General features: G+C 39.5%; 21 protein-coding genes and 1 tRNA gene. 10 read left to right on the top strand and 12 right to left on the bottom strand.

Annotated elements, in window-relative coordinates; translation table 11 throughout:
* Positions 1 to 19 precede the first annotated feature (19 nt).
* The 4 genes from B1C82_RS11180 to hisB form a co-directional block, all read right to left on the bottom strand.
* The gene (locus B1C82_RS11180) at positions 20 to 1237 is read right to left on the bottom strand and encodes a vitamin K epoxide reductase/DsbA family protein (protein ID WP_086447640.1); all 1218 of its coding nucleotides are present in this window, start codon (positions 1235 to 1237) and stop codon (positions 20 to 22) included.
* A 95-nt stretch (positions 1238 to 1332) separates the two neighbouring features.
* Positions 1333 to 2067 (bottom strand): 1-(5-phosphoribosyl)-5-[(5-phosphoribosylamino)methylideneamino]imidazole-4-carboxamide isomerase, encoded by a 735-nt coding sequence (gene hisA / locus B1C82_RS11175; protein ID WP_086447639.1) that lies wholly within the window; start codon positions 2065 to 2067, stop codon positions 1333 to 1335.
* A complete protein-coding gene (hisH, locus tag B1C82_RS11170; protein WP_086447638.1) occupies positions 2064 to 2696 on the bottom strand; it encodes an imidazole glycerol phosphate synthase subunit HisH in 633 nt (210 codons plus the stop codon). The genes hisA and hisH overlap by 4 nt, the downstream gene beginning before the upstream one ends.
* Entirely contained in the window at positions 2693 to 3274 is a 582-nt protein-coding gene (hisB, locus tag B1C82_RS11165) for an imidazoleglycerol-phosphate dehydratase HisB (RefSeq protein ID WP_086447637.1), read from the bottom strand. The genes hisH and hisB overlap by 4 nt, the downstream gene beginning before the upstream one ends.
* A 115-nt stretch (positions 3275 to 3389) precedes the next feature.
* Here hisB and B1C82_RS11160 point away from each other — a divergent pair.
* A tRNA-Leu gene (locus B1C82_RS11160) sits at positions 3390 to 3471 on the top strand.
* A gap of 212 nt (positions 3472 to 3683) precedes the next feature.
* On the opposite strand, the gene B1C82_RS11155 is transcribed toward B1C82_RS11160, so the two are convergent.
* The 4 genes from B1C82_RS11155 to B1C82_RS11140 all read right to left on the bottom strand — a co-directional run bounded on the left by B1C82_RS11155 (position 3684) and on the right by B1C82_RS11140 (position 8897).
* Positions 3684 to 6833 (bottom strand): efflux RND transporter permease subunit, encoded by a 3150-nt coding sequence (locus B1C82_RS11155; protein WP_086448576.1) that lies wholly within the window; start codon positions 6831 to 6833, stop codon positions 3684 to 3686.
* Positions 6823 to 8250 (bottom strand): TolC family protein, encoded by a 1428-nt coding sequence (locus B1C82_RS11150; RefSeq protein ID WP_086447636.1) that lies wholly within the window; start codon positions 8248 to 8250, stop codon positions 6823 to 6825. Before B1C82_RS11150 ends, B1C82_RS11155 begins: the two co-directional genes overlap by 11 nt.
* Before the next feature lie 5 nt (positions 8251 to 8255).
* Positions 8256 to 8486, bottom strand: a complete 231-nt coding sequence (locus tag B1C82_RS11145; RefSeq protein ID WP_086447635.1) for a YgaP-like transmembrane domain — start codon at positions 8484 to 8486, stop codon at positions 8256 to 8258.
* Between the two features lie 144 nt (positions 8487 to 8630).
* Positions 8631 to 8897: a metal-sensitive transcriptional regulator gene (locus B1C82_RS11140; RefSeq protein ID WP_086447634.1), complete on the bottom strand. Its 267-nt coding sequence runs from the start codon at positions 8895 to 8897 to the stop codon at positions 8631 to 8633.
* Positions 8898 to 9126: 229 nt separating this feature from the next.
* On the opposite strand from B1C82_RS11140, the gene B1C82_RS11135 reads away from it, so the two are divergent.
* The 3 genes from B1C82_RS11135 (at position 9127) to B1C82_RS11125 (ending at position 12686) form a co-directional block, all read left to right on the top strand.
* Positions 9127 to 9735: a hypothetical protein gene (locus B1C82_RS11135; protein WP_240509600.1), complete on the top strand. Its 609-nt coding sequence runs from the start codon at positions 9127 to 9129 to the stop codon at positions 9733 to 9735.
* A 112-nt stretch (positions 9736 to 9847) separates the two neighbouring features.
* The gene (locus tag B1C82_RS11130; RefSeq protein WP_086447633.1) at positions 9848 to 11461 is read left to right on the top strand and encodes a long-chain fatty acid--CoA ligase; all 1614 of its coding nucleotides are present in this window, start codon (positions 9848 to 9850) and stop codon (positions 11459 to 11461) included.
* A 31-nt stretch (positions 11462 to 11492) separates the two neighbouring features.
* Complete coding sequence (locus B1C82_RS11125; protein ID WP_267890326.1) at positions 11493 to 12686, top strand: multidrug effflux MFS transporter; 1194 nt, start codon at positions 11493 to 11495, stop codon at positions 12684 to 12686.
* A gap of 412 nt (positions 12687 to 13098) precedes the next feature.
* On the opposite strand, the gene lpxD is transcribed toward B1C82_RS11125, so the two are convergent.
* Positions 13099 to 14151 carry a UDP-3-O-(3-hydroxymyristoyl)glucosamine N-acyltransferase gene (gene lpxD / locus B1C82_RS11120; RefSeq protein ID WP_086448573.1) on the bottom strand — a complete coding sequence of 351 codons (1053 nt, stop codon included), beginning with the start codon at positions 14149 to 14151 and terminating at the stop codon, positions 13099 to 13101.
* Positions 14152 to 14481: 330 nt separating this feature from the next.
* On the opposite strand from lpxD, the gene B1C82_RS11115 reads away from it, so the two are divergent.
* Both B1C82_RS11115 and B1C82_RS11110 read left to right on the top strand, forming a co-directional pair.
* Entirely contained in the window at positions 14482 to 15414 is a 933-nt protein-coding gene (locus B1C82_RS11115; RefSeq protein ID WP_086447632.1) for a ferredoxin reductase domain-containing protein, read from the top strand.
* A gap of 117 nt (positions 15415 to 15531) precedes the next feature.
* Positions 15532 to 15744 (top strand): transcriptional coactivator p15/PC4 family protein, encoded by a 213-nt coding sequence (locus B1C82_RS11110; protein ID WP_162494896.1) that lies wholly within the window; start codon positions 15532 to 15534, stop codon positions 15742 to 15744.
* On the opposite strand, the gene B1C82_RS11105 is transcribed toward B1C82_RS11110, so the two are convergent.
* Positions 15741 to 17345, bottom strand: coding sequence for an anti-sigma factor antagonist (locus B1C82_RS11105; RefSeq protein ID WP_086447630.1), 1605 nt, complete (start codon positions 17343 to 17345; stop codon positions 15741 to 15743). The genes B1C82_RS11110 and B1C82_RS11105 overlap by 4 nt on opposite strands.
* A gap of 73 nt (positions 17346 to 17418) precedes the next feature.
* Here B1C82_RS11105 and B1C82_RS11100 point away from each other — a divergent pair, with 73 nt between their 5' ends.
* Genes B1C82_RS11100 through recR form a run of 4 tightly spaced genes read left to right on the top strand, consistent with a single transcriptional unit; the run spans position 17419 to position 20329 of the window.
* The gene (locus B1C82_RS11100) at positions 17419 to 17877 is read left to right on the top strand and encodes a nucleoside deaminase (protein ID WP_086447629.1); all 459 of its coding nucleotides are present in this window, start codon (positions 17419 to 17421) and stop codon (positions 17875 to 17877) included.
* A 60-nt stretch (positions 17878 to 17937) separates the two neighbouring features.
* Positions 17938 to 19386, top strand: coding sequence for a DNA polymerase III subunit gamma/tau (dnaX, locus tag B1C82_RS11095; protein WP_086447628.1), 1449 nt, complete (start codon positions 17938 to 17940; stop codon positions 19384 to 19386).
* A gap of 9 nt (positions 19387 to 19395) precedes the next feature.
* Positions 19396 to 19743: a YbaB/EbfC family nucleoid-associated protein gene (locus B1C82_RS11090; protein WP_086447627.1), complete on the top strand. Its 348-nt coding sequence runs from the start codon at positions 19396 to 19398 to the stop codon at positions 19741 to 19743.
* Positions 19736 to 20329, top strand: coding sequence for a recombination mediator RecR (recR, locus tag B1C82_RS11085; RefSeq protein ID WP_086447626.1), 594 nt, complete (start codon positions 19736 to 19738; stop codon positions 20327 to 20329). Before B1C82_RS11090 ends, recR begins: the two co-directional genes overlap by 8 nt.
* Here the strand turns inward: recR and B1C82_RS11080 are convergent.
* Complete coding sequence (locus B1C82_RS11080; protein ID WP_199775774.1) at positions 20326 to 21873, bottom strand: hypothetical protein; 1548 nt, start codon at positions 21871 to 21873, stop codon at positions 20326 to 20328. The genes recR and B1C82_RS11080 overlap by 4 nt on opposite strands.
* A 27-nt stretch (positions 21874 to 21900) precedes the next feature.
* On the bottom strand, positions 21901 to 22749 hold the full coding sequence (locus B1C82_RS11075; RefSeq protein WP_234008271.1) for a substrate-binding periplasmic protein: 849 nt from the start codon (positions 22747 to 22749) through the stop codon (positions 21901 to 21903).
* Positions 22750 to 22754 lie beyond the last annotated feature (5 nt).

Below are 22754 nucleotides of genomic sequence, written 5' to 3'. Positions count from 1 at the left end.
GCTTCCGACACTGAAAACCTCAGACCTTCTTAATTAAACTTTCTATCAAAGCTCTTAAGAAAGCTTCTTTAGGAGTTCCGCTTTGGATCGGTTTATTATTAATAAATAAACTTGGAGTGCTATGGATCTCGACCTTCTCAGCATCATCTACTTCTTTATTGATCTGATTACGAACGGCAGGAGAAGATAAACACGCACGGAACTGATTCATATCCAATCCCTCTTGTTGAGCTAAACTCAATACCGAAGCTGGAGAATGAGCGACTCTATTTTCAGTGTTTCTATAAAGTCCTTCGTAAACTGCAGGGAATTTATTTTGTTTATCGGCACAAATCGCAGCAGAAGCAGCTACACAGGAACTCGCATCAGGACGAGGAGATTGGACCAATCTGTTACAATTTGCATCCAATGGAAAATTTTTATAAACGATTTTTACTAGTCCTGGATAATCTCTCAAAACTCTTTTTAAGATATGAGAAGTATCCATACAGTGACCACAATTGAAATCAGCAAACTTTACAATAGTGATCGGAGCATTAGGATCTCCTTGTATAGAAGAACCTTTTAGATCAATAGATACTACCGAAGCTTTTTCGTAATCAGCCAATTGTTTTTGGATTTGAGCAACACCCGTATGTTCACCGTCTACCAAAGAATCATGGAAAGATTTTCCACCAATCTGACCCGCAGCTAAAAATAATAAAACTACTATATAAGTATTTAAACCTTCCAATTGGAAGATACCGAATGCTTTTTTCAAGGACTTGTCCTTATAGTCTTTAATTTGGAGGAAGGTTCCCACAACCAAAATCAAAGTGGAGATCCAAGTAACTGCACAAAGTCCACAGATCGCATCTATATAAAATATAGAAGCAGAGAATAATCCAAGATCAATCACCAATGCTACTAGCAAGACGTAAAAGGAAAGAAGAAGGTATCCTTCTTTATTTTCCGGACTCTTCTCTGATCTGACAAAAAGGTATGTAACAAATCCGTAAAATGTGAATCCAAAAAGTGCAATCGGAAGATCTCCTAACCAAGGAACATTTCGGATTGCTGAAATGCTACTTTCAGAGACTTTCGAACAAGAACCTGTTTCACTGACTGCATCACAAAGAGACTGTGCAAGTCCGTCCGCAGTTTCTCCACCGAAATATTTTCGGATCAATAAGAACGAGATAAATGCCGCGATACCGGAGATTACGGCAAGGATAGAGCTAGGGGACAGTTTTTTCATTCGGGACTCCGATTACAAAATACCTTTATACGTACCTGGAAGGCATAAGGAAAGAAAAAATATGCAGATTGGTACTTATAAAGGGGAATTAAAAATTAATCTGAACCCAAGCTTGTGATCGCTTCGGCCAGATCTATTTTACCTTCGTATAAAGCTTTTCCTGTAATCACACCGTACATCGGAACAGAAGTCCCTAATGCCGAGAGCGCCATGATGTCTTTCAAAGAAGAAATACCACCGGATGCGATTACTTGAAAATTATATCTGCTTAAAATTTCCTTATATGCGTTAAGGTTTGGACCCGCCAAAGTTCCATCTTGAGCGATATCTGTAAAAATAATATTACGGATTCCTGCTTGTTGCATCTTTTCCAAAAGATCTAGATACTTAACACCGGAGTCTACTTCCCAACCTGCAATTTTGACGATACCGTCTCTTGCATCCACCGCCACAACAATCCTATCTTCTCCGTACTTTTTCAGAGCAAATTCTAGAAGTTCTGGATTGTTTACTGCAGCAGTTCCTAGAATAAAACGATCTATACCTATTGAATCGTAATATTCCAACTTTTCCTTATCTCGGATTCCACCGCCTAGTTGGATCTTAAGTTTGGAAGATTTACGAATTTTTGAAATAGCTTCAGTATTGATCCCAATCTGATTTCTTGCACCGTTCAGATCTACAAGATGTAAAAGGGTAGCGCCATTTCTTTCGAAACCTTCTGCAAGTTTCCAAGGCTCAGTGGAGTAGATTGTTTTTTCGTCGTAATTGCCTTTGAATAATCTAACAGCGCAATTATCCAACAAATCAATGGCCGGAATTAAAATCATAAGGATTGAATAAAGTTCTCCAGAATCTTTAGACCGAAGGAATAGGATTTTTCAGGATGGAATTGTGTTCCGAAAACGTTTCCTTTCTCAACTACTGCTGGGAACTTCTCCCCATAATAATCGCAGAAACCAGTGATCGCGGAACTCTCCACTCCAACGGGACGGTAGGAGTGTATAAAATATGCAAAGGATTCGTCTTCTAAATTTTTCAATAAATTGCTTTTAGAAGGATTTCTTTTATATAATTTATTCCAACCGATATGAGGGACTTTGTAGTTTTTTCCCTTAAACTTTCGGATCTTACCTTTGACATAACCTAACCCAGGAACAGTTTCATTTTTGTTCCCTGAAACAACTTCGTCGGAATCTTCGAACAAAATTTGAAAACCGATACAAATCCCGAACAAAGGTTTTTCTGCCTTTACGTGATCATCTACAAAAGTTCTCAAACCAGACTCATTTAGATTTTTCATTGCCTTATCAAAATGACCATCACCTGGAAGAATGATCGCATCCGCTTGTTTCAAAATGGACGGGTCATTTGTATAAGAAAAATCTTTAGTAAAGAGAGAGATCGCTTTTAAGCAGGAGTGAATATTCCCCATTCCATAATCAAGAACGGCTATCATTCCAAAACACCCTTTGTAGAAGGAATTGTTCCACCTGCAGCTGGATCTATCTCGATTGCCATTCTCAAAGCCTTACCAAAAGCTTTAAAAATAGATTCATGAATATGATGACGATTTTCACCGTAATGAACATGAACGTGAAGATTCATCTTAGCATTTAAAGCGAACTTCTGTAGGAATTCCAACGAGAGCTCTGCGTCATAAATTCCAAACTTACCTACAAGTTCCGGTCCAGTGTATTTATAATAATATCTACCACCCAGATCGACAGCAACAGTAGTAAGAACCTCGTCCATAGGAAGAGTATAATGACCGTATCTTCTGATACCTGCCTTGTCTCCTAACTGCTTATGAAGAGTTGCACCTAGGAGAATTGCAGTGTCCTCAACGCTATGATGACAATCGATTTCTATGTCGCCTCGCAACCATAGATCGATATCCAGAAGACCATGTTTAGAAACATGGGAAAGCATATGTTCAAAGAACGGGATTTGAGTATCGAATTTATAATTTCCTTTGCCCCGAATATCCAGGGAGAGCTTAATGTCCGTCTCCGAAGTTTTGCGTTCTTCTTTCATTCTATCCTGACCCTACTTTCCTCTTAATTATCGTGTCAATGAATTCCAAAAATAAGCTGACGGAAAGTCCTCAAAGGCAAAATTATCCGTAGGGAAACAATCCCTCCAACCACTAGCCGAAGTGGCGGAATTGGTAGACGCACTGGTTTCAGGTACCAGCGGGTAACACCGTGGGGGTTCGAGTCCCTTCTTCGGCAAAAATAATACCGAAATTAATAACAGAATCTAAGGGACTCGAAGCTTTCGAGCGAGAGCGTTTGCAGTGACCCATAGGGAACGTAAGCAAACGCGATCTGAGTCCATGGATGGACGAAGGCGCGAGAAAGACGCCGTGGAGCTCAATCGAACAGGATGTGAGATTGCGTAACGGCGAGTCCTTAAGGCAAACCATTTCCCTTCTTCGGCAAAATCATCCTCTTCTACCCGAAAACCAGAAATAGAAAGCTGGCACCACAAACCTACTCAGCACAGTTGCAGCAATTTCCCCGAAAATTAAAGATACTGCAAGACCTTGAAAGATCGGATCGAATAACATCACCGATGCTCCGACGATTACTGCCGCAGCTGTTAAGAACATAGGACGGAATCTTACTACACCGGCATCTAGGACTGCTTTTTTCAAAGGTTTGCCTGCTGCCAATTCAGCATGTATAAAATCCACAAGAATGATGGAATTCCGAACGATGATCCCTGCTCCTGCAATAAATCCTATCATGGATGTTGCAGTGAAGTAAGCCCCAGAAATCCAATGTCCGGGTATAATTCCGATCAAAGAGATAGGTATTGGAGCCATAATGATGATCGGAAGTTTGTAATCCTGGAACCATCCTAGAACAAGAATGTAGATCAGAACCATTACCACAGCAAACGCACCCCCAAGATCTCGGAAGACTTCATACGTTATGTACCATTCACCATCCCATTTTATTACAGGATGTTTTGTATTCCATGGAACTTCGGAAGTGAATATCGGATAATGTATTTTAGGAGTGAGGGATAAGATCCCATAGACGGGAGCCTCTTCCTTACCGGAGAATTCAGCGGTTACGTACTCGAGCGGTTTTAGATTTTTTCGATGAAGAATCTTAGAAGATACGGTTTCTTCTTTTCCGATCAGTAACTTAGGAGAAATGGAACCACCATATTGAGAAGAAAGATCCCAATCCGAAAACGGCGTCGAAGACGAACGGAAATCATTCGGAACGGAAAGATCTACGGATATATCCTCTGGATGTTCCGACTCAGATAGATAGAATACCGAAGTTTCTCCGAAATAGAAACCTGCATTGCTTGCAAGAACATAGGATGGAATTCCAACGATGCCACCTTTACTGAATTCGAACGGATATTTTATCTTAGGTCTTGTTTCCGAAAGACTGGAATCCAAGTCCACTATACCTTCTTGCTTTTCCGCAATCGATTTGATCTCTTTTGCCACACGAATCCTTTCCGCTTCATTCGGACCGTATATTTCCACAACGAGAGTAGAAAGTACGGGAGGCCCAGGAGGAATCTCCAACACTTTACTTAGTACCGAGTTTTCCTTACTAAATTTGTCCAAAATCGGTCGGATTGATTCAATGATCTCATGACTTTTTTTCTTTCTGGAATCTTTCTCTTTCAAAACGATATGAAGATCTGATTTCCATTCATCTCTTCTTAAGAACGTATGTTTTACCATTCCCGAGAAGGAGAAGGGCGCGGGCTCTCCAGCAAAGATCTGGATCTTTTCTACGTTTTCTTCAGCCAAGATCCTTTTAGCTAGATCCGAGCTTAACTCCACAGTTTTAGAAAGTGGAGTTCTAGGATCATAATCTAATACGATTTGAAACTCATCCTTATCATCGAACGGCAACATTTTTACTTTAACGATCTTGAATGCCACAAGGGAAATCGCAATGGAGAACAAAGCAAGGATCAATAAAACCATTTTTGCCAAGTTTTTCTTAGATTCCAAAAGCCATCCCGCGATCCTTAAATATATTGCATCTAACTTAGAAATTTTTCTTTCAGATTCGGATCCGGTATGTTCCTTAAGAAGTTTTAAACTCACCCAAGGAATCACGGAAAAGGCTACCAATAGCGAGAGGATCATTGCAAGACTTGCACCGACAGGGATCGGTTTCATATAAGGTCCCATAAGACCGCGAACGAAGGCCATCGGCAGTATGGCTGCAATCACGGTAAATGTAGCAAGGATAGTAGGATTTCCTACTTCCGAAACCGCATCCAAGATCGCTCTGACTTTTCCTCTTTTTCCACCAAAGGAAAGATGTCTTTCTATATTTTCAACTACAACGATCGCATCATCTACTAGAATACCGATGGAAAAGATCAAAGCGAACAAAGTGACTCTGTTGAGCGTGTAATTTAGAAAATAATAAATAAATAAAGTAAGCGCCAATGTCACGGGGATAGCCACAAAGACCACAAGCGATGCACGGATTCCCATCCACAAAGCGATCAATACCGAAACCGATATCGTAGCGATAAGTAAGTGTTCTATCAATTCCTTGGATTTTAATCCGGCAGTAAGACCGTAATCCCGAACAACCGTTAATTTTATTCCTTTCGGAAGATCCTTAGCGAATTCGGTAGCTCTTTCCCTAATATTACCAGCAAGAGCCTCTACATTCGTTCCCTTTCTTTTCGAAAAGACGATCGTTACCGCATTCTCGCCGATATCCGGATTTTCCTTCATAAAGAATAAGGATTGTCTCGTTCTCTCCTCCGGTCCTTCATAAACCTGAGCTATATCGCCTAACTTTACGACTCTTCCCCAGCTCTGCTTTACAGGAATTTGTTTGAGATCATTCGTGTTTCGGATAGAAGATCCGATCTCTATATCGTATACCTTTTTAGGGCCCCAATTTTTTCCGGCAGGGAAATCCGAGGAATTCATCTTCAAACTTTCGGAAAGTTGTAAAAAATCCACTCCGTACTGTTTCATTCGATTCGGATCTGCAATAACACGTACCGCCTTTTTCCTTCCCCCCAACAACTCCACTTTGGAAAGATCTGGAGTAGAAGATAGTTCCCTTGCAAGCGGAGCGACCAAACTGCGAAGAGAATAATCGTCTTTTTCGGAGGAGCTAAAGGTGAACGCCAAAAATGGAACATCGTCAATAGTAAAAGAATTAACTGAGGGTTCCGAAGTATTTGGAGGAAGTTGATTCTTTATTTCCAAAATTTTGTGATGTATCTTTACTAAAGAAGGTTCTAAAGGTTCCCCAACTTTAAATCGCACAGTGATCATGGATTTATGATCCTGAGTAGCAGAATAAACGTACTCGACTCCCTCGAGTCCCCAAACTGCTCTTTCTACGACCTCCGTTACTTTTCTCTCCATTTCTTTTCCGGAATATTGAGGAGAGAAGAATGCGATATCCACCATAGGAACGGAGATCTGAGGTTCTTCCTCCTTTGGAGTCAAATATACAGATAATATGCCGGCAAAAATACTTACGACAGCAAAGATCGGAGTCAACTTAGAGCGAATAAATTTTCCTGCGAGTATCCCCGCGAAACCTTCGGTTTGGTCTTGTTTATTATTTTCCATCATCGTTTTCCTCCGAATAAAGAATCAGCTGTGCTCTCGTTTTTAAATATTCCAAATCCATAATCTCTTTTCGATATAAAGCGTCGGATGTTCTTGAGAAACTTTCTGCTAAACTGGAAGCAGGAATATTTCCTCTTTTGAATAATGTTTGAGATAGAAGAAGTTGTTCATATTGTATCCGATAGGATTGTTCAGAATCTTTTCTATTTTCAGATAATACTCTCTCCCTTTCTAAAAGGATCTTGAACTCAGAGTTTTCTTTTAATCTTGCTTCTTTGGCTTTTGTTTCAGCTGCTTCCGCTTGGATCATTGCTTCTTTTTTGGAACCAATGTCAGTAGGATTCAGAAGATTCATTTGCAAGAAAACTCCCGCATTATAAGAGTTCGCAAAGTTTCGATCTCCGTTATAACCATAGGCTTCCGCATAAACTCCTACCTTAGGTAAAAATTTAGAATTTTCCATTGTTACTTTTTGTTTGGATATGTTTGAATGAGATTCCAGAATTTTGGAAATCGCAGTTCGTCTCTCTGAATCGGATGATGGAAGAGGCAAAACTTCTTCATAAAAGCGAGAAGAAGAAATTTCAGAAGGTTGCAAGTTATCTACTACTCCTCCCGACAATATCCTAATTGATTCCAAAGATTCTTTTAAGTATAGTTCCTTCTCTTTTATCTCTGACGATACCCTAAGTTGCGTGGATCTTAACGCGAGAGAACCAGAATGGCCAATCGGATTTCCAACGGTATCCAATCTATATGAGTTTATGAAGAAATCCAATTGACGGAGTATTTTTTCCCTTTCTCTAACTCCGCCTGAAAACACTAAAGAAGAATGGAATGCAACTGCAGTCTGAATATATAACGTTTTCTTAAAGTATTCTGACTCAAGAATATAAGATTGAAGCTCTTTATCCTTAATTTCCTTAAATGCCTTTCCCGATCCTCCTTCATATATTGGAAATTCAAGCCCCAGAGTACCTCGCGAATATACATTGCTACCTGGATGATTTAAGGTATCCTTAGCGAAAATATTTGCAGAATTTGGATTTATGTTTTGATAAAGTTGGTTGTTTGAATCCAAAAAATTGGAAAGATTAGATCGATTGCTTGCCGTTGAAAAATCTGATTGTGTAGCAGATCTTTGCCCTAGTTTTCCAGTAAAATTTAGGATAGGGTCGTTCGTTTGGTAAGTGCGAACGTCAGTATACAATTTAGGAAACCAATGCAAACCCGCTCTAGCGCTTGCGGATTTCGCGGCTTCTATTTCCAAACTTTTCGTTTGCAAAGAAGGAGAATTCCCGGCTACCTTTTCCCACACGGAGAAAAAATCCATGTTTGAATCGGAAGCCTTGCCAGGAAGAGGTATTGAAAATAATACCACACCGAGTATAAGCGATAGAACGGATCTATATTTCATTGGAATTACCTATCAGATCCGCATTTATTAGGGACGCCCAATCGAGTGAGAACAAAACCCATTGGGCAAAATCCTGTCACCGAGAAGAGGATCATATTAACCCCAACTAAAAGATTCAGAAGAAGTCCCCATGGACTGAGAAAATTCGCAACGAGTAAACCAATCAAAGAGACCGATCCCGCGATCAGGAATAAGACTCTTTCCAGATACCAGTTCTGAGTGTTTGTATTCTCCATATTATATACCCCCCTAGGTATACAATATCAACATACCCATGGGGGTATATAATTCGTCAACAAAAATTCACTAGTGAAATAAATTTGAGCGTCCGAAATGAGTTTCGAACGCAAAATGCAGGAAAATTGCTTAGGAAGGGGGAATTACAGAGAGAATGCGGCTTTGATTGCCTTTTTCAAATTCCTTTGGATAGATGCAGATGATTTCTTTTCAGAAAAACATCGATCCATATACTCTTGAACATAGGCTTCTCCAAATTTTTTTAGAGCCTGGCTAGAAGCCTTGAGTAAAATTAAGGTTTTTTCACAATCTTCGTCCTTATCATATAGGCTCTTTTCGAGCGCATCCAATTGGCCTTTAATTCTATGCAGTCTATGAGTTAGCTGTTTTCTTATTTCATCAAGTTCCATAAGGTATACCCTGTATGGTATGTGAGGATGTCAAGATTTTTAACTGAACCCGCAGACGTCTACACGCATTGAATATAAAAAAGAATAGATCGTGTAATCCAATCCTAGATCCTCTATCCATATGAAAACGGTTATAAGTCTTTGTTTTATCCTATTTCTTTCTTGCGTTGGTTCCGCTCAAAGAATGCAACAAGTCTATTTTAATCATCCGGACATAAACAAATCCTGTATGCAGTTTCTTGCCTCTGAAAAATCTGCACCGAATGAAAATGAGCAAATTCTGTTGGATACTCTATACAAAATATCCGAGCATAATATTAGGGAAACTTACTTAACAGGCCAAATCGTGTATGTCCCGGAAATGGGAGAAGGAAAACATTTCCATCTCAACAAAGATGGAAATCCTGAGTATTATAGGATCAAGTATGAGACATTAAATGCAAAAGAAGGAACAGAATTCTTTTGTGCTGAAAGACTACGTTTGGACTTGGAAAAAAAGTTTCAGGCAACTTCTGGAAAATTAAAAAAGAACCCTTTGGATTTAAAAGCAAGACAAGAGCTTGAAACTAATTTGGATTCTTATCTGAAATTTGCAAACTCTGCGCGAGGAAAGTCACAACTTGTGAGGAACTTTCTATTCTTCTCTCTCGGAAAATATATGAAAGGGGATCAAGGTCTTCCTGTTTCTCCCTGTGAATTCACACAGAAAATATTAGATCCAATCACTATTGCAACCAACGATTTAAAAGATGCAGATTCTAAACTTGCTTGGGCCGCCAATATCCAAATTTTCACAGCGTATGAACTGGGTTTTACAATGGCAGGTTACTGCAGATAGCAATCGACTAACTCTGTTTAGATATAAAACAATTTTGAATTCTTTCTATTCTTCTTGACCTGAGCCCATTCAATGCAATAATCTTGGCCCTAGATTTTAAGCGGAGAAGTTTATGCGTTCTACGATGATGGATTATCCATTAGTTTTACCTTCCATTCTAAAAAGAGCTAAAGATGTTCACCCTCATAAGGAAATCGTAACCAAATGGCATGACAATTCCATCCAAAGACTGACTTATGGAGAATTTTATAAAAGAACGATCCGTTTAATGAGTGCTTTAAGAAAAGCAGGTGTAAAGCCAGGAGAAGCAATTGCCACTTTTTGTTTAAATCATTCTGTTCACTTGGAATTATATTTTGCAATCCCGAGCATTCGCGCAGTTCTCCATACGATCAATATTCGATTGTTTCCTGAACAACTTATATATATTATTAACGAAGCAAAAGACAAGTTTATATTTGTAGATAAATCTTTGGCTTCTGCCATCGAAAAGAATCTAGGCCAAATCCATGGTGTTCAAAAGTTTATCATCATAGACGATAAAGAGAATGTTCCATTCCCAAATCTTCCAAATGCGATTTCATACGAAGACTTTTTGAAAACCGGTGATGAAGTAGAAAATTTTGAACCAATAGATGAGTTCGAGGCGGCAGGGATCTGCTATACTTCTGGTACAACTGGGAATCCTAAAGGAGTAGTATATTCTCATAGATCTACATATTTACATTCAATGTCCATCTGCATGGGAGATGCTTTATGCATAAGGGAGGCAGAAACTGTTCTTCCTGTAGTTCCAATGTTCCATGTTAATTCTTGGGGAATTCCTTTCGCATCCGTAATGACCGGATGTAAATTAGTATTTCCAGGAAAACACCTATTAGGTGCTTCTCTTGCAGAACTATTGGAATCAGAAGAAGTAACTCTAACAGCAGGAGTTCCTACAGTTTGGAATGTTCTATACCAACACTTAAAGAAAACTAAATATAATCTAAAACTTCATACTATGGTAGTAGGTGGTTCTGCAGCGCCTCGGGGCTTGATAGAAGGTTTCGAAAAAGATTTCGGTATCTCCATTCTTCATGCCTGGGGAATGACTGAAACTTCTCCAGTTGGTACTGTATCCCATCTTCGTGGTATTATGAAAAACTGGGATGATGCTAAAAGATATTCTTATAGAGCAAAACAAGGTCTACCTGTTCCTGGTGTAGAAATAAGAGCAATCGATGATAATGGTAAAGATGTTCCTAAGGATGGAAAAACTCCTGGAGAACTTTTAGTGAGAGGACCTTGGATCGCTGCTTCCTATAAAAGTGGAGAATCCTCTGAATCTTTTACTTCGGATGGTTGGTTTCGCACGGGAGACGTTGTAGTACTGGATGAATTTGGTTACATGCAGATCACAGATCGTAAAAAGGATCTTATCAAAACAAGAGGAGAATGGATCTCTTCTGTTGACATGGAAAATCTAGTTATGGCAGATCCGGATGTATTAGAAGCTGCAGTTGTAGGAAGAAAAGATCCTGTAAGAGACGAGGCTCCTGTCATTTTTGTAGTACCAGTTGAAGGTAAAGAAATGGATCCTAAAAAGATCCATGATCGATTGAAAGATCATTTTGCTCACTGGCAATTGCCTAAGCTAGATGATATTCGGTCGGTTTCTACAATTCCGAAAACTAGCGTTGGTAAGTTCGATAAGAAAATTCTAAGAAAAGAATTAGAAGAATAGACCTCTAGTATTCGCATCCAATTCTAGGAGAGTGAGTAAATCTAACGGCACTTTAATCCTAATACTTGGGGCATTGACTGCAATTGCACCTTTCTCAATCGATATGTACCTTCCAGGTATGAATGAGATCGCAAAAGATCTTGGGACTCCTATCTCAGATGTGCAACTAACGTTAACTAGCTTTTTCTTTGGAATTTCTTTCGGACAATTATTTTATGGACCGATCATAGATCGTTTCGGCCGCAAAATTCCTTTGCTTGTCGGTCTTGTATTATATATTACAAGTTCTTTAGCGTGTGGATTTTCTAATTCAGTTAGTTCATTAATATTTTTTCGATTTTTACAATCTTTAGGAGCTTGTGCAGGAATGGTTATCCCGCGAGCTGTTGTGAGAGACGTGTTTTCTCCGCATGAAGGAGCCAAAGTTTTTTCTCAGATTATCTTGGTCATGGGAATCGCGCCCATACTTGCTCCTACCGTAGGGGGACTTCTACTACAATTTGCGAGCTGGAAATGGATCTTTTTCACTTTGACTGTTATTTCGACCTTAATGCTTTTTGGATCACTACTGGTATTCCAAGATACTAAGGGAGCAGATTCTTCCATCTCTCTTAAGATTGTTCCAGTAATCAAAGAATATATCGAAGTATTTTCGAATCCGATTTTCAAAACATATGTGCTTAGTTCCGGATTTTCTGCATCCGTGATGTTTGCATATATTGCAGGATCTCCATTTGTATTCATGGCTTTGAACGGACTATCGCAAACAGAATATAGTTATCTTTTCGGGTTTAATGCTTTTGGTTTGATCCTTTCTAGTCAGATCAATCGTATTCTTCTCAAAAAAATGGAAGCAGCAACAATTGTGAGGTATGTTGGATATTCCTACTTATTACTCTGTTCCTTGCTTGTTATCTTCGAAATTATAGGTTTGGGATTTATTCCTATGCTTATTTTGATCTTCTTCTTAGTGAGTGCCTTTGGGCTCATAGTTCCAAATGCTTCCGCACTTGCCATGGCTCCTTTTTCTAAGAATGCGGGAAGCGCATCTGCATTATTAGGTGCATTACAGATGGTGTTCGGAGCATTTTCTACTGCGGCAGTTAGCCTTCTTCATGACGGAACCGCTTACCCGATGATCACCGTAATGTCTATATCCGGAGTAATGTCATTGGCTTGTTTATTTTTCTTAGGGAAAACTCATAAGAAAGTTAAAGAATCATAATATTCTCTGTGAATAAATTAAGAAGAGGGAATGAAGGACCCGAGAATTCGGGTCTTATCAAAGATCTGTTTTTTATTTAGCTGCGGGTATGTCTTAGTTCGCTGATTAGCACCACTTTCGAAGAACGTGGCTCCAGCAAATTATCCGCATAAGAATCCAACAACTTTCCTAATCTATTTATATGAGGAAAGTCCCGCCCGGAAATCTGGGAGTTTGGAATATGGTCCAAGACCTCAGTATTGGGTCGGGTATTCAAGGCTATCCTCCGGTTTGGGATAAGGCGAAGAATTGAACCTTCTCCGAACCATGTCAAGCCTATTGGACATAATTCGGGAAGATTTTGGAACCTTGTCAAATCTCCGTTTTAAGCTCTTTTAGCGAAGAAGGTTAACAGGTTCCCTTTGACAAAGCCTTACTCCTCGGAGCTAAGGCCCAGTTTAGATTCAATAGCCTTTATTCTTCTGGCCCATTTTTGGAAATTAACCACGTTTTTAATATTCACTCTGAGTTTTTGGAATTCAGGGAAAGTCAATCCATAGTCCCAACCAACATAGATGTCCGGCTTTGAAAGAGTGTTTCTGACAGAAGTTCCGCCACCCACAATGGTTCCGCTCGCGATGCTAAGGTGATCTGCAATACCACAACCACCGCCGATGGTACAATTGTCTCCTATTGTAGTAGACCCTGCAACACCAGTATAACCAGCTATCACAACATTTTTTCCTAATACACAATTATGACCGATATGAACTAGGTTATCAAATTTGCATCCATCACCTATGATCGTGTTCTCCAAGCCGCCTCTATCTATTGCGCTATTAGAACCCATCTCCACATCGTCTCCTACAATCACTGTTCCGACCTGGGGGATCTTATTGTGCTTACCGTTTGCGAATACGAATCTGAATCCGTCTCCGCCTATAGTACAATTTCCGAAAGACCTAAATCTTTTTCCTATGATGACCCCGTGATGAATCACGTTATTCGGTCCTATATGAGAACCTTCTCCGACTTTTGCTCCTCTTCCGATGCGAACACCGTCTTCTAAAATTACGTTATCTCCAATCTCAGCATCTTCCGCGACAGATGCAAAGTTTCCTATGTAACAATTTCTACCGATCTTTGCTTTAGGATGAACGAAAGCGTTCGCTTCTACTTTGTTTTCAAAGGTATGTGGAGGATAGATCAGATCCAAAATTTGAGCAAGGATCAGATCCGGTTTATCTACTACCAAACAAGGTACTTCTAATTCTTTAGCGAAATCAGAAGTAGTCAGTACGATACTTGAGGCTGTCTTCTTTGCCTCGTTTAACATCTTCTTATTTGCGAGAAAACTAATGCTGTTCGTAACTCCCGGATTAACCGGAGAAACAGATTCCACCTGAACTTTTTTGGGGTCCGCGCAATTTTCTATTTTTGCTCCGGAAATTTTGGAAGCCAGTTCTTCCAAGGTATATCTAGCCATTAAGACCCTCTTTTCTAGTCTTTTAGTATCTGCCAACGTATTCGCGGATCGAATTCGGATCTATCCCAAATTTCAAAATGAATTACTAGCATATGTAAATGAATATCCACGAGAGGAACTTATATAGGGAATAAAGATAAAGAAGACATAATACGGTAAAATAGCCTTTCTCCTTTGATAAGAGCCTGTCGGCTCTTGAAGCCCCGTGGCATTACATAAATCGATTAACATATAGTCTCTGGAACGGACTATAAATATCCCGTTTGACGAATTAGCTTCCGAAAAAATTCTGTAATACATTAGAAATCGACATTAGGATCCAGCCCGCCTATGAAGCCCGTTAGAGAGCCGCAAATCAATATATTCAAAAAATCAAACCCGCTGAAAGCTAAGGTGATCAGCAATGTACTTCTTACTCCAGAAACTGGAAAGGGTAAGAGACCTAAAAAGGAAGGCGAGTCCTTAATTCATAGAATTACTATAGCTATCGATCATAGCCAGTATCCTTATTTGATCGGACAATCCGGTGGTATCATTCCTCCGGGAGAAGATCCTGAGAAAAAAGCAAAGGGTCTTGCGGACGCAGCTTATACAGTTCGTTTATACTCAATTGCTTCTCCTAGCTATTCTTTCGGTATGAAAGAAGATACCATCGAATTCATTATCAAAAGAGATAATGTTTACGACGCAGAGGGAAATATTCAATTCAAAGGGGTTTGCTCTAACTATGTTTGTGATCTGAAAGAAGGTGACGAAGTAGTAATGACTGGACCTTCCGGAAAAAAATTCCTTCTTCCTAATACTGACTTCTCCGGGGATATCATGTTCCTTGCAACTGGAACAGGTATCGCTCCATTTGTTGGAATGAGTGAAGAACTTCTAGAGCATAAACTTATCAACTTCACAGGAAACGTAACACTAGTGTATGGAGCTCCTTACTCCGACGAATTAGTAATGATGGATTACCTAAGAGGATTAGAGAAGAAGTTCCCAAATTTCAAATTAGTAACTGCTATCTCAAGAGAAGAGAACAATCCTTTCGATGGCGGAAGAATGTATATCTCTCACAGAGTTAAAATGTTAGAAGCAGAAGTTAAAAAAGTTCTCTCTTCAGGTGGACGTTTCTACATCTGCGGTGGTCCAAAAGGTATGGAAAAAGGAGTGATCGAAGAGATCCAAAAGATCGACGGAAACTCCGGAACTTACGAAGAATACAAACATCATCTGGAAGGCGCCCACCAATTATTCGTGGAAACCTACTGATCGATTTTCTAAAATTTTTCTAAGCAAAAGGCTCCCAACTGGGGGCCTTTTTTTATGGAAAACGACTGGAAATCCAGAACCGGGAATTTAGTCTTTTGCCGTCAGGAAGGGAAAACTATGAGCGTAATCCGAGATATCGATAAAGGCAAAGGTGAGATCATCCGAGTCGAAATTTCAGAATTTAAGGGAAATAAATATCTGAACTTAAGAGTATGGTACACAGACAGCGAAGGTGAATACAAGCCTACTCAGAAAGGAATCGCAATCCCGGTAGGATTATACTCAGAAGTAAAAGACGCAATACTAGCGGCGGAAAGCTCTTTAAGCTAAACCGCCTTACTTTCTATCCAGGCCTTTAGTAAACTTTGGGCCTCTTCTTCTGTTTCAGAAGCACGAATATGTGATTCTAATCTAGTAATTGAGAAAACTTTTTTTACAGAAGATCTTAGATTACTTACGATCAATTCTCCGCCTCTTTTTCTGAGCCAGCCTGCGATCTGTATCAACATTCCAATCGCAGAAGAATCTATATAAGAAGATTTGGCAAGATTGAATACGATGTATCTATAACCCTCTTTCATTTTTTCTTGGATCGCCGCTTTGATCTCAGGACATCTATATAAATCTATATCTTCATTTGTACGATATGCATAGATTTGATCGTGGTATTCTACACCATCATCCGGGAAATTTTCCATAGCACCATATTGGAGCTCAGACGCAGAGGCCACCAAATGTTTTGCGGCAGTAGGAGAATTTTCCAAAATCCGATTTTTTAAAGAACTTACTCTGAAACCAAGTGTTTGTAAAACTTCCGGTGCAAGTTCTTCCTTCTCGTTTATTTCTTTGATGAGATCATTTAAAAGTGCGATGGATTCTTCCGTGTAACCTTCTTTCAGAAGTGTTCCTGCTTTCCGCAAACCCTTTCCAGTTTTAGCAATCGTAGCCTCAACTACTACGTCCGCATCTTCCTTGGCAGAATCGTCGCTCCAATCCAAAGGAATATCTATACTTTTTTGCTCTAACTTAGCACCGTCTGTCAGTTCGTAATAACTTGCAGAAATATTAATATTTGCAGGTGTATCTTTTTTGGTTGGGCGAAGCTGGACTACTAGACTTTTTACATCGTCCGCTCTCATGTCCCCGACTTCTAACACTAGAGTTTTAGTACGTCCCGTCTCTTCCGGATCAGGTTCTTGGTAAGAAGAAACTTCTGAAACTAAGTCCAGATAATCCATTCCTTTCGGAAAATCCACTTTCAGTTCTATGGATTGAGCGTATAAGGTCCCGATGTCCCCAAACTCTTTGAAGAATATATCGCCTGTCTCTTCAGGAGTTTCCACATAATAGAAATTTCCTCCACCGGATTCTGCGATCTCTTTTAGAAGTATTTCGTTGAAGTCGTTACCAAAGCCGATCACAGTAGTACTGATCCCTTTTTTATAAGCATCAGCCGCAATCTGGATCAACTGAACTGGATCCTTGATCCCTAATGTTGGATTTCCATCAGTAAGAAGAATAACACGTTTATAACCGTCTGCAATCGGATGTAATTCCAAGGTCCTGAGAACATGAAGCCACCCACCGCTTAGGTTGGTAGAAGTACCCACTTGGATAGAATTCAATCTGTGAATGACTGAATTTTTTTCGGCCAGAGGAACTAGAGGTTGGATGACCTGAACGTCTTCTGCGTAAGCAACTGCCGTTAAAAAATCACGACGGGTCAACCAATTGACCAGGGAAGAAGAAGCCTGGATCACAGAATCCATTTTACTTCCCTTCATGGACCAACTTCTGTCCAAAGCCAGGCCTAAAACTAAAGGCTGCCTTTGAGTAGCAACTGGTCCCGTAGGAGAATTTAAACGTACAAGTAGAGTGTTAGACTTTGCGGAAGAACCGGCCGGTCTCATCAATTTGGCCGAAAGAATCATGCGCTAGAAAAAACCATTTACATACGCTAAGAGCAAGAAGAATTTAAAAGAGAAACGGAAATAGAAACCGAAAATGAGCCAAGAAATTATAGAGCCATTACTTAAGGTTTTTTTAGACCGATTTGCGGAAATTCGAACTCAAAATTCGGAAGAGATCCCTAGTTTCACGCAAATTTACAAAAACGGAAATCTTGTCTGTGAAGCTTTCAACTCGGTGGAAATTTCAGAAGATTCTTCCTTACATAGCGAAGTTCTAGCGATTTCAGAAGCAAAACGGATCTGCAAGGAAAGATATCTCCATGATTGTATTCTGATTACAACTTTAGAGCCTTGTTTGATGTGTGGAGGTTCTATTCTTCTTTCTAGAATCCCTAAAGTAGCATATCTGGTTCCTGCAAAATTGGGAGAAGGGATCTCATCTCTTCCTTTAGAAACGATCTATAGCAGAAATTTTTTTCCAGAACTTGTACTAATTAAGTCAAAAACGACCACAGAGTTATTCAAAACTTTCTTCAAAGATAAGAGAAATTAGACGGACTTTTAGGCTTTTCCTCCTTTCTTACCCCATGCTATCTGGTAAAATAACAATCCTATGGCCGGAAATCACGAAGTTCTCTCCCGCAAATATCGCCCCCAAAGATTCCAAGACGTAATCCATCAGAATCTTGCGATCGGCGCATTACAAAACGCGGTTAAGTCCGGTAAGATAGGTCATGCATATATTTTTTTCGGACCTCGAGGTGTTGGAAAAACTACAATCGCAAGGATTTTTGCAAAAAGACTGAACTGCCAAAATCCGATCGATAACGAACCATGCAATCAGTGTGATTCCTGCCAAGAGATCACCAAAGGAATTTCGGGAGATGTTCTAGAGATAGATGCTGCGAGTAACCGTGGTATAGAGAACATCAGAGAACTTAGAGATAACGTAAAGTTCACTCCGATGGGTGGTAAGTATAAGGTGTACATCATAGATGAGGTGCACATGCTTACCGATCAATCCTTCAACGCACTTTTAAAAACTTTGGAAGAACCTCCGGCTCATGTGGTTTTCGTTTTAGCTACTACAGAATATCATAAAATTCCTGAGACAATTCTATCCCGCTGCCAAGATTTTATCTTCAAAAAAGTTCCTTTATCCGTTCTCCAAGATTACGCGGAGAATTTATGTAAGGAAGAAAACACAAAGTATGATTCAGAAGGTTTGTTTTGGATAGCGAAGAAGGGTGACGGTTCTGTGAGAGACATGCTTTCCTTTATGGAGCAGGCTCTTGTGTTCACAGACAATCGACTCTTAGGTTCCGAGATTCGAAAAATGATCGGTTATCACGGGATTGATTTTTTATCCGATTTTATCAAAAGCCTGGTAGATGCCGAAAATTCTTCTAAGTCATTACAGATCATCGAGAACTTATACCAAGAAGGTCAGGATATATACAAATTCCTTTGGGATTCGATAGAGTTTACTCATACATTATGTTTAGTAAAAGACTCTGCGGCAGATTCCGAATCTGTTAATTATCCTAGAGAAGATCTGATCAAGATGAGAAAGGATTTCGAATCCGTAGATCCGATCGCATTGAACAAACTTTCTTTCCGTCTTTTTGAATTATTCGAAAAAGTGAAAACTCTTCGTTTGAGAAACTCTTTTGAGATCAAAATTTTCATCGAGATACAGATCAAAAAACTTACGGAAGATCTAACAAAACCTAGTCTTGCAGGACTTGTAGACAGGATCAATCATCTCATATTAATGATCCAAGATCAGGATTCCGTTACAGCATCCGTTGCATTCGAAACTCCTAAAAAACAAGCTCCTACTCCACCTAAAGAAGTACAAACTCCTGTTCCGACCCCTGCTCCAGTTGTGTCTAATGAGAAGAAAGAAAGTCCTCAGGAACAAAAATCAGGACCACTTTCTTCCCTGGAAGATTTGGCTAAAGGTGTTTCCTCTGAAGATGCAGAATGGGAAAAATCTTTCAAAAACGAATTTTTAGGAACGGATATAGATCCTTCCAAAGTGCCCAAGCTGGGATCCTAGGTATAAGCCATGTTTGAAAATCTAAAGAACGCATCCGAAATTTTTTCCAAAATGGGAGAAATGCGCGGCAAGATGGAAGAGATCAAAAAGAGGATCTCCAACCTTAGAGTTATGGGTGACGCGGGTGCAGGCATGGTACAAGTCACATCTACCGGAGACGGAGCAATCGTAGACGTAAAGATCAACCGCGCACTATTCGATTCGGAAGATAATAAAATGTTAGAAGATCTAGTCATGGCAGCAACAAACGATGCCATCCAAAAAGCAAAACAAGCCGCAGAGTACGAATTAAAATCGATTACAGGCGGATTGGATCTATCCGAAATTTCTAAATTATTCGGCGGTAACCTTGGCTGAACATTTAATCGAAGGAATGGTAAATGCACTTTCTTCTCTTCCCGGGATCGGAAGAAAAAGTGCTTATCGTATCAGTTTTCATTTATTAAGACAGGACCCTGCAGTTTTCAACGGGTTTATCCAAAGTTTATCAGAAGTAAAAGGAAGGATCCGTTTTTGTTCCAGATGCGGTTCCTACTCGGAAGAAGAGATTTGTGATCTTTGCCTCTCCGAAAAAAGAGACAGCCATACAGTCTGCGTAGTAGAACAACCTGAAGATGTATTCTTTATAGAAAACACTGGCGAGTTCAAAGGAAGATATCATGTTCTCAACGGCGTGATCTCTCCATTAGAAGGTGTAGGACCGCAAGATCTTCGTATCAGGGAACTTTTAAGCAGAATAGAACCGGAAGATCTAAAGGAAGTTTTAGTCGCTACAAACCCTACATTAGAAGGGGATGCAACCGCGGATTATCTAAATCATCAATTAAAGAATTTTAATGTATCCGTTACCAGGATCGCTTATGGTATTACTGTGGGTGGTTCTATTGAACTTGCAGACCAATACACTCTAGGAAGAGCAATTCGCTCCAGACTCAAACTTTAGAATCTGTGCTCTGCAGTCACAAACAATTCTCTTAGGATTGTCCCTTGAGTTGTATCTAAATAGGCTTTTAAACCGTTACCCGCTAAAAAATAACCAGAACGTAAAAGTATCTGCATATCTCTAAACGCACTCCATCTTAGATTCAGGTTATATTCCTGACCAAAGTACGCGGAAGTATGATAAAAGTTTTCCTCATTATAAAATCTATTATTATCTGTGAGTGGAGATTTGGTTCCGTACAATCTATAATAACCTAGTGTTAAAACTAAAGGACCAGATAATACTATATCCGTAAAAATCCCATATTCATAGAGTCCGCTCATATCTCTGCCGGAGAATAACGCATAACCTCCAGTGAAGTCGTTTGCGATGTTAGAAAGTGAATATCCCGGAAGTAATGTACGATAGCCATTCCCATGCAAATTGGATCTAGTTCCATCTTTCTCATAACCAGGCCGTCCAGTAGAGCCTGAAATCATTGTAGTAACACTTACGGATTCATTATAACGATAAGATAATTGTGTATCAAAGAATCCACCTTTGATCTTATACAAATCATACTTTTGCTGGATCTCATTTCCGTCCGCATCTCTATATGGATTCAAAGACTTAACGGTTCCGTGATTATAAATACCATGGATAGTCCATGTAAAATCTGAAAAATTAAATTCGTTAAATAGACCGTGCCAGAACAATTGATTTGCATCGCTAGTTCTAGAAACCAAGCCGTATACGCCATTTACATCTTGAACATCTCTTAGATTATCATCTAAATAAAAGCTATACAATTCATGTTTAGCATTATTGAAGAAGCTTGTCTTAATCTTATAAAAGTAAATATTCGAGCCTTGGTAATTTTTGTCGTTGAATGTGTTTTTATCTAGGTCAGTCAGGTTGTTCTGCTTAGCAACGAACCAACCTCCTTCAATTGTAGTATTCCAATCTCTGATATCTTTAGTTAAGTTCACTCCTGTTCCTGGAACGAACACAACTCTACCTTGCGCAGAAGTAAAAAGTTGCAGCCCAACTCTTGCAGTAAAACTTTTCTCAGGTAATTTAAAGTTAAGATAGAGAAAGTTAGTCTGCATATTCACTGCAGAACTGAAAGATGCCTCTCCTCCTTGTCCGGGTCCTACGTTAGAAGTTTGATTAACTCCTCTGCCTCCAAAGATAATATCGCCAATCTGAACACCTACTAAAGCTTCGAAATATTTCGAAGTGGAGAAGTTCATATTCAAGGTCATCCTTGTATCGTAATACGTCGTATCTTCTTTCTGAGGGGAAAGAGTGCTTGGATAACCTTTTTCTCTCGCAGCTAATTCGTTTTGATATTTAGTGAGAGTATCTTTATTGTATTGTTGTACAAAATCAGAACGATTATAAGGTGTAACAGGAGTCTGCCGGGAAGTATAAATATCTCTTCCCAAATTGAAACCACGCACCCTGTAGTTCCCTTGAAAATCTATCTTCGTCTTTTCTTCGACTTCTTGGGCAGAGATAGAAACACCAGCAAAGAAAAATATTACTACGGTGAGAATTCGGATCTTTTGAAACGGAGAGCCCAACACGAATTATTTTACCCAACCGCTTCCAAGAAAATATTTAGAGCGAAGACCTTCTATCACTCCTGTCCTTTTTAATTCTTTAATAAAGAAATTGAAATTATCGGCAAAGACTAAATCGTTCAAAGGTAATGCAGCACTGATATACTCATCCATAACAGGGTTAACAAGGGCCACATAGCTTGCTTTTAGACTAGGTTGCTTTTGTAATAGAGATAAAATATATAAACTATCTGCAACATAACAGATCACATTCCCTTTTGTTAATGCATCTATCGCAATAGAATCGGAAAGGTAACTATAAATTTGGTTCTTACCAAACCTTCTCAAAAGATAATTATGATTTGTAGTATTAGATCTGACAGAAAATGAGAGTGCATTTAGAACCGCCAAATCTTCCAAAGATTTAAAAGTCCTAGTCGTTACTATACTTCCCTCCGGCTCAGGTGGAAGAGACCGCTTATTAACAAGACCGGCAGGAGTTGTAAGAAGGTACGGATCGGAGAATGTAACAGTTTTTCCCCGGCTTAGATCCGTAGACATACCAGCCATTGCAATATCTATCGTACCTACCGCTATTTCATCCGAAAATTGACGAAATGTTTTAAGAGGTTTTATTTTGAGAGCAACTCCCAAATAATCCGCGTAAAGTTTTGCGAGTTCCATATCGAAACCGGGAAAACCGTCTTTTGGATCTTGAATATAAAAAGGTTCATAAACCCTGTTGACCCCAACCACTAACTCCTTTTTAGAAAGGACTACATCCAATCTAGAAGGCATTGCTTTGCTTTGAGAATACAAGTCTAGAGAGAAAAGGACAAGAACCGAAAGGATTGCCGACTGAAACTGCTTCCGCATTTTCA

This window comes from Leptospira venezuelensis (genome assembly GCF_002150035.1).
In the GTDB taxonomy this organism is placed as follows: domain Bacteria; phylum Spirochaetota; class Leptospiria; order Leptospirales; family Leptospiraceae; genus Leptospira_B; species Leptospira_B venezuelensis.
Note: the sequence above shows the minus strand (reverse complement) of the source record. Positions and strands in the feature narration are given on the sequence as shown.

Bases quoted from the DNA above. Each gene is read 5' to 3' on its own strand.
- B1C82_RS11135 (WP_240509600.1), top strand. From the start codon at position 9,127: ATGCAGTTTCTTGCCTCTGAAAAATCTGCACCGAATGAAAATGAGCAA.
- B1C82_RS11130 (WP_086447633.1), top strand. From the start codon at position 9,848: ATGCGTTCTACGATGATGGATTATCCATTAGTTTTACCTTCCATTCTA.
- B1C82_RS11155 (WP_086448576.1), bottom strand. From the start codon at position 6,833: ATGGAAAATAATAAACAAGACCAAACCGAAGGTTTCGCGGGGATACTC.
- B1C82_RS11145 (WP_086447635.1), bottom strand. From the start codon at position 8,486: ATGGAGAATACAAACACTCAGAACTGGTATCTGGAAAGAGTCTTATTC.
- dnaX (WP_086447628.1), top strand. From the start codon at position 17,938: ATGGCCGGAAATCACGAAGTTCTCTCCCGCAAATATCGCCCCCAAAGA.
- B1C82_RS11100 (WP_086447629.1), top strand. From the start codon at position 17,419: ATGAGCCAAGAAATTATAGAGCCATTACTTAAGGTTTTTTTAGACCGA.
- B1C82_RS11180 (WP_086447640.1), bottom strand. From the start codon at position 1,237: ATGAAAAAACTGTCCCCTAGCTCTATCCTTGCCGTAATCTCCGGTATC.
- B1C82_RS11090 (WP_086447627.1), top strand. From the start codon at position 19,396: ATGTTTGAAAATCTAAAGAACGCATCCGAAATTTTTTCCAAAATGGGA.
- B1C82_RS11075 (WP_234008271.1), bottom strand. From the start codon at position 22,749: ATGCGGAAGCAGTTTCAGTCGGCAATCCTTTCGGTTCTTGTCCTTTTC.
- B1C82_RS11110 (WP_162494896.1), top strand. From the start codon at position 15,532: ATGAGCGTAATCCGAGATATCGATAAAGGCAAAGGTGAGATCATCCGA.
- lpxD (WP_086448573.1), bottom strand. From the start codon at position 14,151: ATGGCTAGATATACCTTGGAAGAACTGGCTTCCAAAATTTCCGGAGCA.
- B1C82_RS11115 (WP_086447632.1), top strand. From the start codon at position 14,482: ATGAAGCCCGTTAGAGAGCCGCAAATCAATATATTCAAAAAATCAAAC.
- hisA (WP_086447639.1), bottom strand. From the start codon at position 2,067: ATGATTTTAATTCCGGCCATTGATTTGTTGGATAATTGCGCTGTTAGA.
- B1C82_RS11140 (WP_086447634.1), bottom strand. From the start codon at position 8,897: ATGGAACTTGATGAAATAAGAAAACAGCTAACTCATAGACTGCATAGA.
- B1C82_RS11150 (WP_086447636.1), bottom strand. From the start codon at position 8,250: ATGAAATATAGATCCGTTCTATCGCTTATACTCGGTGTGGTATTATTT.
- B1C82_RS11105 (WP_086447630.1), bottom strand. From the start codon at position 17,345: ATGATTCTTTCGGCCAAATTGATGAGACCGGCCGGTTCTTCCGCAAAG.
- hisH (WP_086447638.1), bottom strand. From the start codon at position 2,696: ATGATAGCCGTTCTTGATTATGGAATGGGGAATATTCACTCCTGCTTA.
- hisB (WP_086447637.1), bottom strand. From the start codon at position 3,274: ATGAAAGAAGAACGCAAAACTTCGGAGACGGACATTAAGCTCTCCCTG.